Genomic DNA, 13,896 nt, shown 5'->3' with positions numbered 1-13,896 from the left:
GGCCACCAGCGCATTCGGGGAGAGCCATGATGGACGTCGTGCCCGGCAGGCGCCGCCTGCTTGTGCTCGCAGGATCGCTGGCCACTGTCGCGGCTCCGGCCATCCTGACCAGGCCAGCGCTTGCTGACAGGAAGGGCGTCGGCGGCAAGCAGAAGGGTGCGGAGAAAAAAGGCGAGGAGGTCACCCCGCCCGAAGACCTGATGCGCGAGCACGGCGTGCTCGATCGGGTGCTGTTGCTTTACGAGGCCAGCATACGGAAGTTCTCGGCGAATGAGGATTTCGATCCAGGCCTGATCACGCAATCCGCCGGCATCGTTCGCGACTTCATCAACAACTACCACGAAAAATCGGAGGAGGAGCACGTCTTCCCGCGCTTCAGGAAGGCCGGCCAGATGACCGATCTGGTGGACATTCTGCTGCATCAGCACGAGGCCGGCCGGAAGGTCACGGAAAATATCCTGAAGCTCGCACCGACTAGCCGAGGCAATAGTGATGACCGCAAGCAACTGGTCGGTGCGATGCAATCCTTCATCACGATGTACCGTCCGCACGCGGCCCGCGAGGACACCGATCTCTTTCCGAAGCTGAGAGACGTCGTCTCCGCAAACGAGTACGACGCGATGGCCGAGGACTTCGAGAAGAAGGAGCACCAGCTGTTCGGCGAGGACGGCTTCGAGAAGATGGCGGCTCGCGTCGCCGAGCTGGAGCAGCAGATGGGCATTCACGACCTGAACCAGTTCACACCGCACTGACGCGGGCAACTCCAGGCACCGCTGGCACCTCGCAGGCCGGTGCAGCATCTCCGCTCCGACGATTCTTTGCTTCTTTCGGCGCAACCGGGTTGACAGCCCGGCTGGCAGGGCTTTTATTCGTGGCACGGGGAATTGCGATCTCCCCGCGAGGCGACATGCCCAAGAATCGCGTCCTGATCACCAGGGGCGCTGCATGTCGACATCACATACCGCGATTTCATCAAATAGGCTGTCTCGGCTGATCGGTGCGGTCAACGCGCCGGCGCCGATCGATGTGCGCATCGAAGCGCAGCTGGCTCTCCCTGCACTGTGCCGTCGTCGCCTGGGGGCGACGACACCGACTGAACCTGGGCTGGAGAGCAAGACCAGGAGAACAATGACGGGGAGGCTATTGGCGATCCCGATCCTCGGGGTGAGCGCGCCAGTCGCGGCCCACGGTTTGATGGTCCTCGTTCGGCGCGGTCTGGCCAGCGTGATCACCCTCGCTGCCCTGGGTCTTCCAGTCGCGTCCGATCGTGACATCCTCCGCGCGGCTACGATCCTGCTCGCGGGATTGTTCCGACTGCTGCGGCGACTGGGGTTGCTGGACAGGGGTGGATTGCGCTTGTGCGGCGCTTCCGCCGAACAGGAAGCCTAGCGCCAGAACGGAAAGCAGGGCAGCTGATGTCGAATGTCTCATGATGGTCTCCCTTCCTTGCAGGAGGTGCTGCACCAACTCGCCGTGACGAGCTTTGTTCGGAAGGCACGCGCGTTTTGCGGTGCGTGCAGTGCAGCCGAACCGGTAGCGTTGTGCACGTTTCATCGCATTGGGGGAGAGACGTGGCAGTGCTGAGCATACAACCGTTTCGGAAATGAAACTTTGCAAATTTTGGGGATCTGCGACCTCCCCATCAGATGGATTTCCATCCAAGCGTTCGCGGTCTCGTTCGGGAGAACGGCTCATGGATGCTCCTGTCTTTGCTATTTTTGCACTTGCGGCCCTTGTCGGCGGCTTCGTCAGCGGATTTTCCGGATTTGCGATGGGCCTCGTCGTGTCGGGCGTATGGCTGCACATCATCACGCCGATGCAGACCGCGACCTTGATTGCCGGTTATGGCCTGCTCACGCAGGGCTATGGCATCTTCAAGCTGCGGAGCAGCCTGGATTTGCGCAAGGCCTGGCCGCTTGCGCTCGGGACGGTCGTCGGAATTCCCATCGGAGTGGGCATTCTCTCCTATTTGAACCCGATCTATCTCCAGCTTTTTGTCGGCGTATTGCTGATGATCTACGCCGTCTACGGTCTGGCGCGACCCGTATTCGCGCCGATGAAGATCGGCACCGGTGCCGATATCGCGATCGGCATCTCGAATGGGCTGCTTGGCGGTTTGACCGGGCTCGGCGGCATTATCTCGACCATCTCCTGTCAATGGCGCGGCTGGCCGAAGGATCTGCAGCGGGCCGTGTTCCAGCCGGTGCTGTTCCTGGCGTTCGTGGTCATTTCGATCTCCCAGGCCGCCGCCGGCAGCATCACGAAGGATACGCTGGTGTTGTACGCGCTGGGCGCGCCGTTCCTGGTCGCCGGTCTGTGGTCCGGTTTCCGGCTGTTTGGAAAGATTGACGACGAGACCTTCCGAAAGACGGTACTGGCGCTGCTGTTGGTCGCCGGGCTGTCCTTGCTTGCATCAACGCTTCCGTCGCTTCGCTGATTGACGAGGACATCATGCCGCTGAGAACGGCCCGAACATCGGGAGTGGGACGATCAATGACGTACACCGCCGCTGCCTTACCGTCGCGATCTTCATTGCGCGTATGGCTCGCCGCGGCGTCTGTGCTGAGCTTGTTGACGGGAGGAAACGCCGTGGCCGAGACCCTGAATTTTGACAACGCTCCTGCCGGAATGCCGCCCGATGGGTGGACTTTGACGATGACCGGCAGGGGAGAGCCGAAATGGACCGTGGAGACCGAGCCCTCGGCGCCAAGCAAGCCGAACGTTCTCAAGCAATCCGGACGAGCGACTTTTCCGCTTGCGATCAAGAGCGACACCGCGATCCGCAACGGCTTCGTTGAAGTCAAATTCAAGGCAGTCTCAGGGTCGGAAGATCGCGCCGCGGGACTCATCTGGCGCGCGAAGGATGCCAACAATTACTACGTCGTCCGGGCCAACGCCCTTGAGGACAATGTCGTGCTTTACAAGACGATCAAGGGTGTCAGGACGTCGCTGGAGATCGTTGGCCGCAAAGCCGGATACGGCGTCAGCACGCCGGTGACATCAGGGCAATGGCACGTGCTGCGTTGCGATTTCGCAGCAAGTCGGTTCAAGGTGACCTACGACGGAAAATCGCTATTCGAAGTGGAGGACGCCAGCATCGTTGATGCCGGCATGATCGGCCTGTGGACCAAGGCGGATAGCGTGACCTTGTTCGACGATCTGACATACGGCGAGATCAAATAGGCGTTGGTCCAACTTGTCGGGGGTAACAATGAATGTCGGACGTTTGTCGATCGCGACGGCGCTGCTGATCGCGTCCAGCTGCCCGATGCGGGATGGCGTGGCGCCACGCTCGATCGAAAACGCGGAAACCCAGGCGCGGCTGAGCAGAGAATGTCTCTTGGAATGCGCTGACGCGGGAGGCGCCTCGGGTTTCGCTCGATTCCAAACCAAATTCGCGGACAGGTGACCAAGATCATGCTGGCCGCCGAGCTGCTTTTGACCTCTACCTCACATCGGCAGCCATTGAACCTTAGGGTCCGGATCGCAGACGTAGCAACGAGCGGGATTTTTGGAGGTCGTCCAATTGTCCGGAATTGGTGCAGCATGACGCGGCTCGTATCGGAAGACCGCGCAGTTCGAACTAACGCAATTTGAAGGGATCACGGCGCTAATTTCTTGTTTTCTTAGAGAAATTGCAATGACTCAAATGCACTCGATGACCGCCAACCCGGCGACCACATTGATCGTGCTACTGGTCTCGCACTTGGCAGCGAACGCGCACGATCCTAACCGACCTGAACTCAATCATTGGTTCGAGAGCCTCAAAAGTGGCAAGGGGCCATGCTGCTCAAACGCGGACGGAATAGCAGTTGCCAGCCCCGATTGGGAGAGTAAGGGCGGCGGATACCGCGTCCGTTTGTACGGACAATGGTGGGATGTGCCACCGGAAGCGGTGATTGTCGGACCCAACCTCACCGGGCGGACGATTGCGTGGCCCGTGTATGAGTATATCGATGGCATGCCAGCACGCGTAACCGATATTCGCTGCTTCATTCCGGGTCCCATGATGTGACTCAAAATCAGTAACATCACTTCCGCTTGTGCGACCCATGCGTTTCCACACAACCAGGGCGCGCAGCTGACATAGACGCTGCTGGCGAGCCCTCGGTTTGATCTACGTCAAAAATTATACGAGCCGGCATCATAGGCTTACGTCACTTCAAGGAAGCCGAGGTCAGCGCTCAATCTTGCGGGGTTGACGGATGCTGTCATGGTTGGCGAGGCAGGCAATGCGACAAACCAGAATCACCTTGGCCGACCTTGACAAGTCCCTCTCTGACTTAGGCGACGGAGCTCTCCACAATTTGTCGACGGACGACTACAAGCGGCTCTTTGGCGAAAACGACGCGGCTCTGAGCCGCCTTCGTCATTTCGTTAAGGGGCATGGATGCGTTGCAAGCTTCTCGGACGACAGCATCGTCTTTCGGAAGCTAGTTTCGACCCCGCCGCAATCCTGCATTCAAAATATTGAATAGGCCGCATCGGCAAGCTAAAGTTGCGGGAATCCTCATAGAGCGACCGATGGCAATAGCGATCAACGTACGAGCCCACGGCAACTCCGGACGGGAGGTCGAACAGCTTTGGGACCAGGTTGCGGCATTCGAAGACGAGCCCTCGATGCGCACCCTCGGCTACCGGCCGCATTTTACGTTCGCGATCTATGACTCGCCTGCAATTGCGGAGGAGACCGCGTGGCAAGCAATGCTGCGCGCAGCGGCGGGCGAAATGCAGCTGCGCATCGAGTTCAGGCGCGTTCGATGGTTTGCAGGGCCGCCTCTTGTGCTCTGGCTGGAGCCTGTTGACGATGCGGCCCTCAGGAGGTGGCACGCTGCGGTCTGCGCAGCTATCGACCCGGCCTATTGCCGGCCGCACTATCGGCCGGGACGATGGACGCCTCATTGCACGCTCGGCACGCGCATCACTGAGGAAAGACATCATGAAGCGATCGACTTCGCGGGCTCGTTCAACCGAAGCATGACGGTTTTGTTTGACGTTGCGGACTGCGTCGTTTTCCCGCCTGTGCGGGTTGTTGCCGAGCAGAAGCTGCCGGCGGGTGCGCGGTAGGGAGGAAAGCCGCTTGTGGCCCGTTGCCAGCCTTCGCTCGGAGAGGCCCTGATGTCGCCCGATGCCGCGGTCACGAGGCCGTCCTGCACGGCCCTGATGGTCGCGACCGCGGGTCGCATCACTGACGAGAGCACCAGCTTGAGCTCAGCGCGGCACCGACATCAGGTCGTTGCCATCGTGACATCCTACTCCTGTTTTGCCCGACGCGTCAAACCGAAGTTCGGAAATGTCGTAGTCCGCTTCGCATCAAATTCCTCAATGATTTGTACTGTGCATGGGGTTGTTTTCGCAGGTTTGCTTCGAGGGCGTCTATTCCGCCGCTTTTTCTCGCAACCGCTGCGCATAGACGTTGATGATCAGCGCCGCCAGCAGGATCAGGCCGCGGATCAGGATCTTCAGGAAACTGTCGATGTTGACGTGGTCGAGGCCGTTATTGAGAACACCGAGAACGAACAGGCCGACGATGGTGTTGCCGATGCCGCCGCGGCCGCCGAACAGGCTGGTGCCGCCGACCACGACGGCGGCGATGGAGTCGAGCAGATAGGTGTCGAACTCGTTCTGCTGCGCGCTGCCGAAATGGGCGACACCGAGCATGCCGCCGATGCCGGCGCACACCGCGGAGATGATCATCACGCTGCCCAAGATGAGCTTGACGTTGAGGCCGGAATATTCAGCCGCCTCGCGATTGCCGCCGACCATGTAGACGTAGCGGCCGAAGCGCGTGTAGGTCAGCACGAGGTGGCCGCTGAGCAGCATGACGGCGGCGACGATGACGATCCAGGGAATGCCACCGACCGAGCCCGAGCCGAGCGTCGAGATCAGGCTCGGGACCTTGTAGGCGATCTGGCCGCGCACCAGCAGCGCCGAGATGCCGGCCGCGATCTGCATCATCGCCAGCGTCATGATGAAGGAGGGGATGCCGATCACGGTCAGGCCCAGCGCGTTGACGAGGCCGAGAGCCGCGCATAGCAGGAGCGACAGGATGATCGCGATCGCGCCGGGCAGGGGGATGTTGGCGATGTTGACGTAGGATTCCTGCAGCGTGAAGTAGGCGACCGCGATGCCGGTGACGTTGGCGATGCCCGCGATCGACAGGTCGATCTCGGCGCAGAGGATCACGAAGGTGAGGCCGACGGCGATGATGCCTGTGACCGACACCTGCGTCAGGATGTTGCCGAGATTGTCGATGGTCGCGAAGGAGGGGCTGGCGACGGCGAAGAAGGCGGACAGGAAGATCAGCGTCAGGAACGGCGCGATGTTGCGCATCTGCGAGCGCAGGAACGTCGCAGCGCCCCGTGCGCGCTGGCTTGCTGCTGGTGCCGTCTCACTGCTCGCCATTGTGCTTCTCCGTCACGCCGCTTCCAGCAGGCGGTCCTTGCTGACCGGCTCGTTCCTGAATTCCCGCACCAATGCGCCGCGCTTGAGCACGAGGATGCGGTCGGCCAGCGACAGCACCGTTTCCGGCTCGGTCGACAGCACGATGATCGCGAGCCCCCTGGCGCGGAGGTCGCGGACGATGTTGATGACGTCGTTCTTGGCGCCGACATCCATGCCGCGGGTCGGCTCGCACAGGACGAGCAGCTTGGGCGGATAGGTCAGCCATTTTGCCAGCGCAACCTTCTGCTGGTTGCCGCCCGAGAGCATGCCGAGGTCGAGGCCGACCACCGGCGGCCTGATCTGCAACTGCTCAACCTGGCGCCTGGCGATATCACGCTCCTGCGCCGGTTTGAGCAGCAGCGACGAGATGCGCTCAAGGATGCTGATCGAGATGTTCTTGTACACCGGCTCCTGGTGAAACAGCATGGCGCGCCGGCTCTCCGGCACCAGCGCGATGCCTGCGCGCCGCGCCGCCGCCGTGCTGGCGAAGGTCTTCGGCCGGCCCTCGACGATCAGCGTGCCGGCGTCCGGCTTCAGCTTGCCGAACAGGATGCGGGACAATTCTTGTTGCCCACAGCCCATGAAGCCGTAGATGCCGAGCACCTCGCCGGCGCGGGCCTCGAAGGAGACGTCCTTGAGGCTGCGCGCCAGCGACAGCTGGTCGACCTTCAGCACGACCGAACTGTCGCTCGGCCGCGGCAGCATCAGATCGTCGGTGTAGCTGTGCTCGAGCGCCTCGCCGCCGCGGCCGATCATGGCCTCGATCAGCGCGCCCTTGGTGGTCGCGGCGCTCGCGGTCTCCGCAACCTTCCGCCCGTTGCGAAACACGGTGACCGTATCGGACACGCGAAGAATGTCCTCGATGAAATGGGAGATGAAGACGATGGCGGTGCCTTCCTCGCGCAAGCGCCGCAGCGTCGTAAACAGCCGCTCGACCTCGGGCGGGGAGGGGGCGGAGGTCGGTTCGTCCAGGATGACGATGCGCGCGCCCGAGAACAGCACACGGGCGATTTCGATCAGCTGCTGCAGCCCGATCGGCAAGTCGCCGAGCCTCGACATCGGATCGACGTCGATGCCGAAGCGGGCGAGCTGCTCGCCGGCCTCGTGCGCCATGCGTCGCCATTGCACGAGGCCAAGCGCGTTGGTCGGCTGGTTGCCGAGGAAGACGTTCTCGGCGACGGTGAGATCAGGCGCGACCGAAAGCTCCTGATGCACCATGGCGATACCCGCGGCATGCGCATCGCGCGCCGAGCGGAAATGGGTCTCATGGCCGTCGATCAGGAAGCGGCCGGAAAATTCGGTGTGCACGCCGGCGATGATCTTCATCAGCGTGCTTTTTCCCGCGCCATTCTCGCCGACGAGACCGTGGATCTCGCCGGGGAGAAGCGCGAAGTCGACACCACGAAGCGCTTCGACGCCGCCGAAGCTCTTCGTGATGCCCTGCAGTTCCAGGATGGGCCGTCGACCCTCAGGCATGGAGATTTCAGATCAGGAAGTGATCCTGCATCCACTGCATGCCCGCGGCATTGGCCTTGGTCACGACAGGGCCGTCGGTGACGACGTTCTTGGGAATGCCCTGGCCGCTCTTCTCGCCGCCAACGACGGCCGCAACGCCCGCAATGATCGCGCCGCCGTGGATGCGGCACGACGGATTGCGCACGGTCGCGTACATCCGGCCCTCGCTCACCGCCTGGATCGCCGGCGGCATCGCGTCCACGCCACCGATCAGGATGTTGGTGCGGTTGTGGGCCTTCATGATGTTGGCAGCGGCCAGCGCCATGTCGTCATTGTGGAAGAATGCCGCGTCGATCTGCGGGTACTTGGTCAGATAGGTCTCCCAGAGCCGCGCGGTCTTGGAGACGTCCCAATCGGCCGGCTGGGTGTCGAGCACCTCGATCGCAGGGAATTGCTTCACCACCGAGTTGAAGCCTTTGGCACGACCTTGTGCGCCGGTGTGGCCAAGCGCTCCTTGCGTCATGATGATCTTGCCTTTGCCGCCCATCGCGTTGCAGAGCGCCTGCGTCACCGAGGCGCCCATGAACTCGTTGTCGGGGGCGAGGAAGGAATGGACGTTGATCTGGTCGAGCGGCGCAATCAGCGTGTCCATGTCGATGACGGGCGTGCCGGCGTCGATCATCTTCTGCACCGGCTGGGTGAGGGTGCCGATGCCGAACGCCTGGATCGCGACGAAATCCCATTTCTGCGAGGCCATGTTGTCGATCGCCGCGCGCTGCTTCACCGCATCGAGCTGGCCATCGAACCAGGTGACTTCGACATTGAACAGCTTGCCCCAGAATTCCGCGGCCTGCTTGCCCTGCGCGCACCAGGTGGCCTGAAGGCCTGCGTTGGAGAACGCCGCCTTCAGCGGCTTCTCACTTCGTCCCATCTCGGCTGCCAATGCTGGGTTTATGCCCATGCTGCCGAGGATGGCAGTCGCGGCGCCGGCGGTCGCAGCCGCCTGAAGAAGATCGCGCCTCGTCGTCGAGAAATCTTTCGTCTCGGACATCGCTCGCTCCCATATATCTTGTCGTCGGCGCGTCATTGGTTGCGCTACCGATCTGGAAAGTGTCTCACAATCGACGAGTTCACGCCACCCAATCTGCTACGCGAGAGTTGGTGCAGCGCAAAGCGCGCTACGCTGCAAGTCCACTGCGCTCGCCCGCGAAGTCGAGAATCGGCTTGATGGTCAGCGCAAGCATCGATCTCATCACGGGCTCGCTGCGCGTCTCAAGATGCTCATCGAACGGCCGTTGGTAGACGAGGGGCGGCAGATCGGCGTAACGCGAGGCTGCGAGCCTAAAGCTGTTCGATCAGATTGGGAGAGGCAGATAAAAAAAGAGCGGGGCCCTGGCCCCGCTCAAAAATTGTGTCGACCCTATTATCCCCGATTCTAAGATTTGATCTTGATTGACGGGGCGACGCTGCGTTTTGCGCGCCAGGGGCTCCTCCCGAGACTTGGACCACCAGACTTCGACCTCACGGCCAGCCTGAGCAAGAGGGATGCTAGATCAACTTTTCTCACTTGTCATCATTTTCGGCAACGAATGTTCAAAATTCGAGCAGCTGACGAAACGATCGGCCTGATAGAGGCGTAAGTATATGACAGATATAAGAATTCTGTGGATATGGCCGATTGTAGACCTGCCTCAAATGTCGGACATCGCCCCGGATGCAGAGGCCGTCAGACACGTTTTTCGAGAAAATTGCGCCGCCGGAACAGGGCCGGCGAAGTGATCTCGACTCGGGGCAGGCGTGGTGTTTAGTTAGCAGGCTAACGAATGGTTCGGCGGATGCGCGCGCGGCTACAAAAGTTCTTACCGGTTGTCCTGCTCGCGTTGGTGATGCAGGTGCTGGCGCCGATTGCCGCTTGCTGGGCGGCCGGTCAGGACGTTGCCGATCCGCTTGGCGCCGGTGTCATCTGCCATAGCATCAGCGAGCAGGGCGCTCCGAATGACCAGGGCGGCTCGCCCTTCGCGCATTCCGGCGCATGCGCGCTGTGTTGCCTCGCGCAGGCCAACGCGTCCCTTGATTCGTCACCACACGCGGCGCTCTCCGTTCCCCTCCGCCACGCCGAGCGCGTGGTGTGGCATCAGGCGGATGCGGGCGTAGTCACTGCATATGGCGGGTCCAACTCCCAGGCGCGCGCGCCTCCGCAATTGGCGTAAGGCTCCGCGGCCGGACCGGTCGCTTGAACTTGCAAGTCACTATTGCGGAGACTTCTCATGTCCATCAGTCACGGGCGCGCGGGCCTGTCTGGCCTCGCCATTGCGCTTTTTTCTCTTTCCCCATCTCTTGTTTCCAGAAGCCTTGCCCACGAAATCGTCGGCAATCGCTTCTTTCCGGCAACGCTCGGCATCGACGATCCCGGCGTCAACGATGAGCTCTCGCTTCCAACCGTCGATAGCTTCAAGACCGGCGACGTTCCACCGGTTCGGCAGCGCGACGTGTCAGGCGAGTTCTCCAAGCGCATCACCGAGGATTTCGCGATCTCGTTTGGCACGACCTACACCTTTCTCGGTCCGGTCGACCCGACAGTGCCTGGTGCCAACGGATTCCAGAATCTGGACACCATGTTCAAGTATCGGGTGTACAAGAACCCCGAGCATGAGTTCGTCATGTCGGTAGGCTTGGGCGTGGAATGGGGCGGCACCGGCTCGGCCACTGTGGGCGCCGACGCTTTCAATACCTACACGCCGACGGTCTTTTTCGGCAAAGGGTTGGGAGACCTGCCAGACACACTCTCCTGGCTCAGGCCGGTCGCGATCACCGGTCAAGTCGGCTATGCAATCCCGGGGCGGAATTTCACAACCACCTTCGGGATTGATCCCGACACTGGCGACCTGACCGCCGACACCGAGTTTCACCCGCGCGTGCTGAACTGGGGCGGGACCATTCAATACAGCATGCCCTATCTGAAATCGTCCGTGGTCGATCTGGGCCTGCCGGATTTCATCAACCATCTGATCCCATTAGTCGAGGCCAATCTGCAGACGCCGGTGGCGAACACCCTGACCTCGGGAACGTTGACTACAGGTACGATCCAACCCGGTGTGATCTGGGTCGGCAACACCTTCCAGTTCGCGGTCGAGGCGCTGATCCCAATCAACCGGCAAAGCGGCAGCAATGTTGGCGTGATCGCTCAGCTGCACCTCTATCTCGATGACATCGACCCGCGCGGGATCGGCAAACCGCTATTCGGCGGCTCTGTCCAGCCCGCAAGCCCGTTTGCGAGGTAACCGTGCGACGTTCATCCTTGATTGGAATTGCTCCGCTCTTGCTCGTGTTCGCAACCGGCTACGCGCAGGCGCACGCGTTCCTCGACCATGCCGAGCCACGCGTCGGCAACAAGGTCGGAAGTCCGCCGCGCGAGGTGACGCTCACCTTCACGCAGAAGCTAGAGGCTGCATTCAGCTCTGTGACGGTCACAGGCCCCAACGGGCAACGCGTCGACGCGGGCAAGGCCCGCGTCAGCGGCAACCAGATGTCGGTTCCGCTCAAGGGCGGCGGCACCGGCACCTACCATGTCAATTGGCGCGTCCTGTCCGTGGATACACACACGACCGATGGGAGCTTCAGCTTCGAGGTCGGTCCATAGGGACGAGCCGCTGATGGATTGGTCAGCGTCCGGTGCGCCGTTGGTCGCAACGCGTGCCGTGCATTTCGCGGCGACGGCGATGATGGTCGGAAACATCGTTTTCGGCGGTCTCATCGCCACGCCCGTTTTGCGGTCGGAACCGGGTAGGGCTGCCGCGTTGTGGGGGCAGTTGACGCAGCTCTCGTGGTTCGGCCTTGCCATGGCCGTGATCTCGGGTGCGATCTGGCTCATGCTCCAGGCGGCGTCGATGAGTGGCCTGCCGCTCCACGAAGCGCTCACTGCGGATGTGCTGTCGACCGTCGTCACCGAGACCCAGTTCGGCGAGGTGACTGCCCTTCGAGCCGGCCTTGCAGTGTGCCTGGCAATCTGCTTCGTCTGCGATCGTGCGGCTACCGCGCGATGGCTTGGACTTGCGGCGTCGCTTGCATTTGCTGCAATGCTGGCCTGGACCGGACATGCCGGCGCGACCTTTGGTATCGTGGGCCATCTGCATCTTGCTGCGGACGCGCTCCATATTCTGGCCGCTGCCGCCTGGATCGGTGGCCTGGTGCCGCTGATTCTCTTCCTCGGCGCTACCCGCCATAGTAGCTCGCCGTTGCTCGCCCGCGACGCTGTTGGGCGATTTTCGACGATGGGCATCATCAGCGTGGCAACTCTCATACTGACGGGCGTGGCCAACACCGTGGTCCTGGTCGGCTCTGTGCGTGGGCTGATCGCCACCGAGTACGGCCAATTGTTGTTGGTCAAGCTCGCCGTGTTCGCCTTGATGCTGACATTCGCTGCGGTCAACCGGCTGTCACTGACCCCGCGGCTGGGCAAGTACGGGGATGCTGCGCGCGCCTCTCTCGTGCGCAACAGCACCATCGAGTTCGTTCTCGGCCTTGTCGTTTTCGCTATAGTCGGGCTGCTCGGCACGCTGCATCCCGCCATCCACCTCGCGAACTGAAATCAACAAAAGGAGCACAAAGTGCGCATCAATAAAGCATCGTTCGGATCAATCGCGGGCGCCGTCCTGCTCACTCTCGCCCTGCGTGCTCCCGCCAGCGCCGACGACGTGAAGGCCGGTGACCTCGTCATTTCGCAGGCGTGGAGTCGTGCAACGCCTGGAGGCGCCAAGGTCGCCGGAGGCTTCCTGACCATCGAGAACAAGGGGACGGCGCCCGACAAGCTGATCGCCGTGTCGGCCGAGATCGCCGGCAAGGCTGAGGTCCACGAGATGGCGATGGACAATGGCGTGATGAAGATGCGCCCGCTGGACAAGGGCCTCGTCATCGAGCCCGGCAAGACCGTGAAGCTTGCGCCCGGCGGCAACCATCTGATGCTCCAGGACCTGAAGGGCCCGTTCAAGGAGGGCCAGAAGGTGCCGGTGACGCTCGAGTTCGAGAAGGCCGGCAAGGTCTCCGTGTCACTTGACGTCCAGGGCGTCGGCGCGCAGGCGCCCGGTGGCGGAGGCATGATGATGAAGAAGATGCCCGATCATTCGGGAATGAAGATGTGACCGACGCGATCTAATGTCCGGGAGAAAGAGCATGTCGAAGACACCCTGGCTGATCCTGATGGCTGCGCTCGCCGCATCGCCGGCGGCAGCCCATGTATATCTGGAAGGCAAGCAGGCCACGGTCGGCGCGTCCTACAAGGCCGTCTTCGCCGTGCCGCATGGCTGTTCCGGCTCGCCGACCGTCAAGATCCGCGTGCAGATTCCGGAAGGCGTGATCGCCGTGAAGCCGATGCCGAAGGCCGGCTGGAATGTCGATATCGTCGAGGGCCAGTATGCCAGCGCCTACGACTATCACGGCAACAGGCTGACCTCGGGCGTGAAGGAAATTGTCTGGTCCGGCGGCAAGCTGCCGGATCACAATTACGACGAGTTCATCGTCAGCAGTTTCCTCACCGACAGCCTGAAACCGAACACCACGCTGTATTTCCCTGTGGTGCAGGAATGCGAGAAGGGTGTCAGCCGTTGGATTGAAATCCCGGCGGAGGGTGCAGCGCATTCGGGTGAAGACAAGTCGCCGGCGCCTGGCGTGAAACTGCTGCCCAAGCCGTAATGCGTCTCGTCGCCGCGCTCGTCACGCTGCTCTTGCTTGTCGGCACTGTGACCGACGCTACGGCGCATGCGGCGTTGATTTCGGTTGAGCCGGCGAGCGGCAGCATCCTGACGACCGCGCCGAAGGCGGTGGAATTTCGCTTCAATGAGGCGGTGACCCCGGGCGCGATCCAGTTGATCGACGGCGCGGGCAGGGCGCGCGACGATGCGCGCGTCACGGCATCGGGCGAGGGCATCTCGGTTGCGATGCCGCCGGACCTGCCGCAGGGCACGGCGGTCGTGAGCTACCGGGTCATCTCGCAGGACGGCC

Annotated in this window: 15 protein-coding genes and 1 pseudogene; 12 read left to right on the top strand and 4 right to left on the bottom strand. The window is 62.0% G+C overall.

The genetic code is table 11. The features are described 5' to 3' along the window. Nucleotides 1-26 precede the first annotated feature (26 nt). Nucleotides 27-752 (top strand): hemerythrin domain-containing protein, encoded by a 726-nt coding sequence (locus tag AOQ71_RS33170; RefSeq protein ID WP_245317298.1) that lies wholly within the window; start codon nt 27-29, stop codon nt 750-752. Between the two features lie 388 nt (nt 753-1,140). On the opposite strand, the gene AOQ71_RS48985 is transcribed toward AOQ71_RS33170, so the two are convergent. Beyond that, nucleotides 1,141-1,695, bottom strand: a complete 555-nt coding sequence (locus tag AOQ71_RS48985; RefSeq protein ID WP_245317297.1) for a hypothetical protein — start codon at nt 1,693-1,695, stop codon at nt 1,141-1,143. Between AOQ71_RS48985 and AOQ71_RS33160 the strand changes: the two genes are divergently transcribed. The 4 genes from AOQ71_RS33160 (at nt 1,694) to AOQ71_RS33135 (ending at nt 5,067) form a co-directional block, all read left to right on the top strand. Beyond that, nucleotides 1,694-2,437, top strand: coding sequence for a sulfite exporter TauE/SafE family protein (locus AOQ71_RS33160; RefSeq protein ID WP_057756139.1), 744 nt, complete (start codon nt 1,694-1,696; stop codon nt 2,435-2,437). The genes AOQ71_RS48985 and AOQ71_RS33160 overlap by 2 nt on opposite strands. A gap of 218 nt (nt 2,438-2,655) precedes the next feature. Continuing rightward, complete coding sequence (locus AOQ71_RS33155; RefSeq protein WP_245317296.1) at nt 2,656-3,183, top strand: hypothetical protein; 528 nt, start codon at nt 2,656-2,658, stop codon at nt 3,181-3,183. A 457-nt stretch (nt 3,184-3,640) separates the two neighbouring features. Beyond that, nucleotides 3,641-4,015 (top strand): hypothetical protein, encoded by a 375-nt coding sequence (locus AOQ71_RS33145; RefSeq protein ID WP_063958319.1) that lies wholly within the window; start codon nt 3,641-3,643, stop codon nt 4,013-4,015. A 509-nt stretch (nt 4,016-4,524) separates the two neighbouring features. Beyond that, nucleotides 4,525-5,067 carry a 2'-5' RNA ligase family protein gene (locus tag AOQ71_RS33135; RefSeq protein WP_057756128.1) on the top strand — a complete coding sequence of 181 codons (543 nt, stop codon included), beginning with the start codon at nt 4,525-4,527 and terminating at the stop codon, nt 5,065-5,067. Between the two features lie 309 nt (nt 5,068-5,376). On the opposite strand, the gene AOQ71_RS33130 is transcribed toward AOQ71_RS33135, so the two are convergent. Genes AOQ71_RS33130 through AOQ71_RS33120 form a run of 3 tightly spaced genes read right to left on the bottom strand, consistent with a single transcriptional unit; the run spans nt 5,377 to nt 8,950 of the window. Then, complete coding sequence (locus tag AOQ71_RS33130) at nt 5,377-6,405, bottom strand: ABC transporter permease (protein WP_057756125.1); 1,029 nt, start codon at nt 6,403-6,405, stop codon at nt 5,377-5,379. A 12-nt stretch (nt 6,406-6,417) separates the two neighbouring features. Then, entirely contained in the window at nt 6,418-7,920 is a 1,503-nt protein-coding gene (locus tag AOQ71_RS33125) for a sugar ABC transporter ATP-binding protein (protein WP_057756123.1), read from the bottom strand. Between the two features lie 7 nt (nt 7,921-7,927). Continuing rightward, entirely contained in the window at nt 7,928-8,950 is a 1,023-nt protein-coding gene (locus AOQ71_RS33120; protein WP_057756120.1) for a sugar ABC transporter substrate-binding protein, read from the bottom strand. 772 nt (nt 8,951-9,722) lie between these two features. On the opposite strand from AOQ71_RS33120, the gene AOQ71_RS33115 reads away from it, so the two are divergent. The 7 genes and pseudogenes from AOQ71_RS33115 to AOQ71_RS48975 all read left to right on the top strand — a co-directional run. After that, complete coding sequence (locus AOQ71_RS33115; protein ID WP_057756117.1) at nt 9,723-10,109, top strand: DUF2946 family protein; 387 nt, start codon at nt 9,723-9,725, stop codon at nt 10,107-10,109. Nucleotides 10,110-10,166: 57 nt separating this feature from the next. After that, on the top strand, nt 10,167-11,180 hold the full coding sequence (locus AOQ71_RS33110; RefSeq protein ID WP_057756115.1) for a hypothetical protein: 1,014 nt from the start codon (nt 10,167-10,169) through the stop codon (nt 11,178-11,180). 2 nt (nt 11,181-11,182) lie between these two features. Beyond that, nucleotides 11,183-11,539, top strand: coding sequence for a copper resistance CopC family protein (locus AOQ71_RS33105; RefSeq protein WP_057756111.1), 357 nt, complete (start codon nt 11,183-11,185; stop codon nt 11,537-11,539). A gap of 13 nt (nt 11,540-11,552) precedes the next feature. After that, complete coding sequence (copD, locus tag AOQ71_RS33100) at nt 11,553-12,485, top strand: copper homeostasis membrane protein CopD (RefSeq protein WP_057756108.1); 933 nt, start codon at nt 11,553-11,555, stop codon at nt 12,483-12,485. 27 nt (nt 12,486-12,512) lie between these two features. Next, on the top strand, nt 12,513-13,037 hold the full coding sequence (locus AOQ71_RS33095) for a copper chaperone PCu(A)C (protein WP_063958325.1): 525 nt from the start codon (nt 12,513-12,515) through the stop codon (nt 13,035-13,037). A gap of 31 nt (nt 13,038-13,068) precedes the next feature. Next, on the top strand, nt 13,069-13,587 hold the full coding sequence (locus tag AOQ71_RS33090; protein ID WP_057756105.1) for a YcnI family copper-binding membrane protein: 519 nt from the start codon (nt 13,069-13,071) through the stop codon (nt 13,585-13,587). Then, nucleotides 13,587-13,896, top strand: a pseudogene (locus tag AOQ71_RS48975) (copper resistance CopC family protein); the annotation flags it as partial. The gene AOQ71_RS33090 and the pseudogene AOQ71_RS48975, both read left to right, overlap by 1 nt.

Source organism: Bradyrhizobium manausense, from assembly GCF_001440035.1.
GTDB classification, from domain to species: domain Bacteria; phylum Pseudomonadota; class Alphaproteobacteria; order Rhizobiales; family Xanthobacteraceae; genus Bradyrhizobium; species Bradyrhizobium manausense.
The sequence above is the reverse complement of the archived record's forward strand: the minus strand, read 5'-3'. Positions and strand labels throughout refer to the sequence as shown.

Bases quoted from the DNA above. Each gene is read 5' to 3' on its own strand.
- AOQ71_RS33170 (WP_245317298.1), top strand. From the start codon at position 27: ATGATGGACGTCGTGCCCGGCAGGCGCCGCCTGCTTGTGCTCGCAGGA.
- AOQ71_RS33160 (WP_057756139.1), top strand. From the start codon at position 1,694: ATGGATGCTCCTGTCTTTGCTATTTTTGCACTTGCGGCCCTTGTCGGC.
- AOQ71_RS48985 (WP_245317297.1), bottom strand. From the start codon at position 1,695: ATGAGCCGTTCTCCCGAACGAGACCGCGAACGCTTGGATGGAAATCCA.
- AOQ71_RS33155 (WP_245317296.1), top strand. From the start codon at position 2,656: ATGACCGGCAGGGGAGAGCCGAAATGGACCGTGGAGACCGAGCCCTCG.
- AOQ71_RS33145 (WP_063958319.1), top strand. From the start codon at position 3,641: ATGACTCAAATGCACTCGATGACCGCCAACCCGGCGACCACATTGATC.
- AOQ71_RS33135 (WP_057756128.1), top strand. From the start codon at position 4,525: ATGGCAATAGCGATCAACGTACGAGCCCACGGCAACTCCGGACGGGAG.
- AOQ71_RS33130 (WP_057756125.1), bottom strand. From the start codon at position 6,405: ATGGCGAGCAGTGAGACGGCACCAGCAGCAAGCCAGCGCGCACGGGGC.
- AOQ71_RS33125 (WP_057756123.1), bottom strand. From the start codon at position 7,920: ATGCCTGAGGGTCGACGGCCCATCCTGGAACTGCAGGGCATCACGAAG.
- AOQ71_RS33120 (WP_057756120.1), bottom strand. From the start codon at position 8,950: ATGTCCGAGACGAAAGATTTCTCGACGACGAGGCGCGATCTTCTTCAG.
- AOQ71_RS33115 (WP_057756117.1), top strand. From the start codon at position 9,723: ATGGTTCGGCGGATGCGCGCGCGGCTACAAAAGTTCTTACCGGTTGTC.
- AOQ71_RS33110 (WP_057756115.1), top strand. From the start codon at position 10,167: ATGTCCATCAGTCACGGGCGCGCGGGCCTGTCTGGCCTCGCCATTGCG.
- copD (WP_057756108.1), top strand. From the start codon at position 11,553: ATGGATTGGTCAGCGTCCGGTGCGCCGTTGGTCGCAACGCGTGCCGTG.
- AOQ71_RS33090 (WP_057756105.1), top strand. From the start codon at position 13,069: ATGTCGAAGACACCCTGGCTGATCCTGATGGCTGCGCTCGCCGCATCG.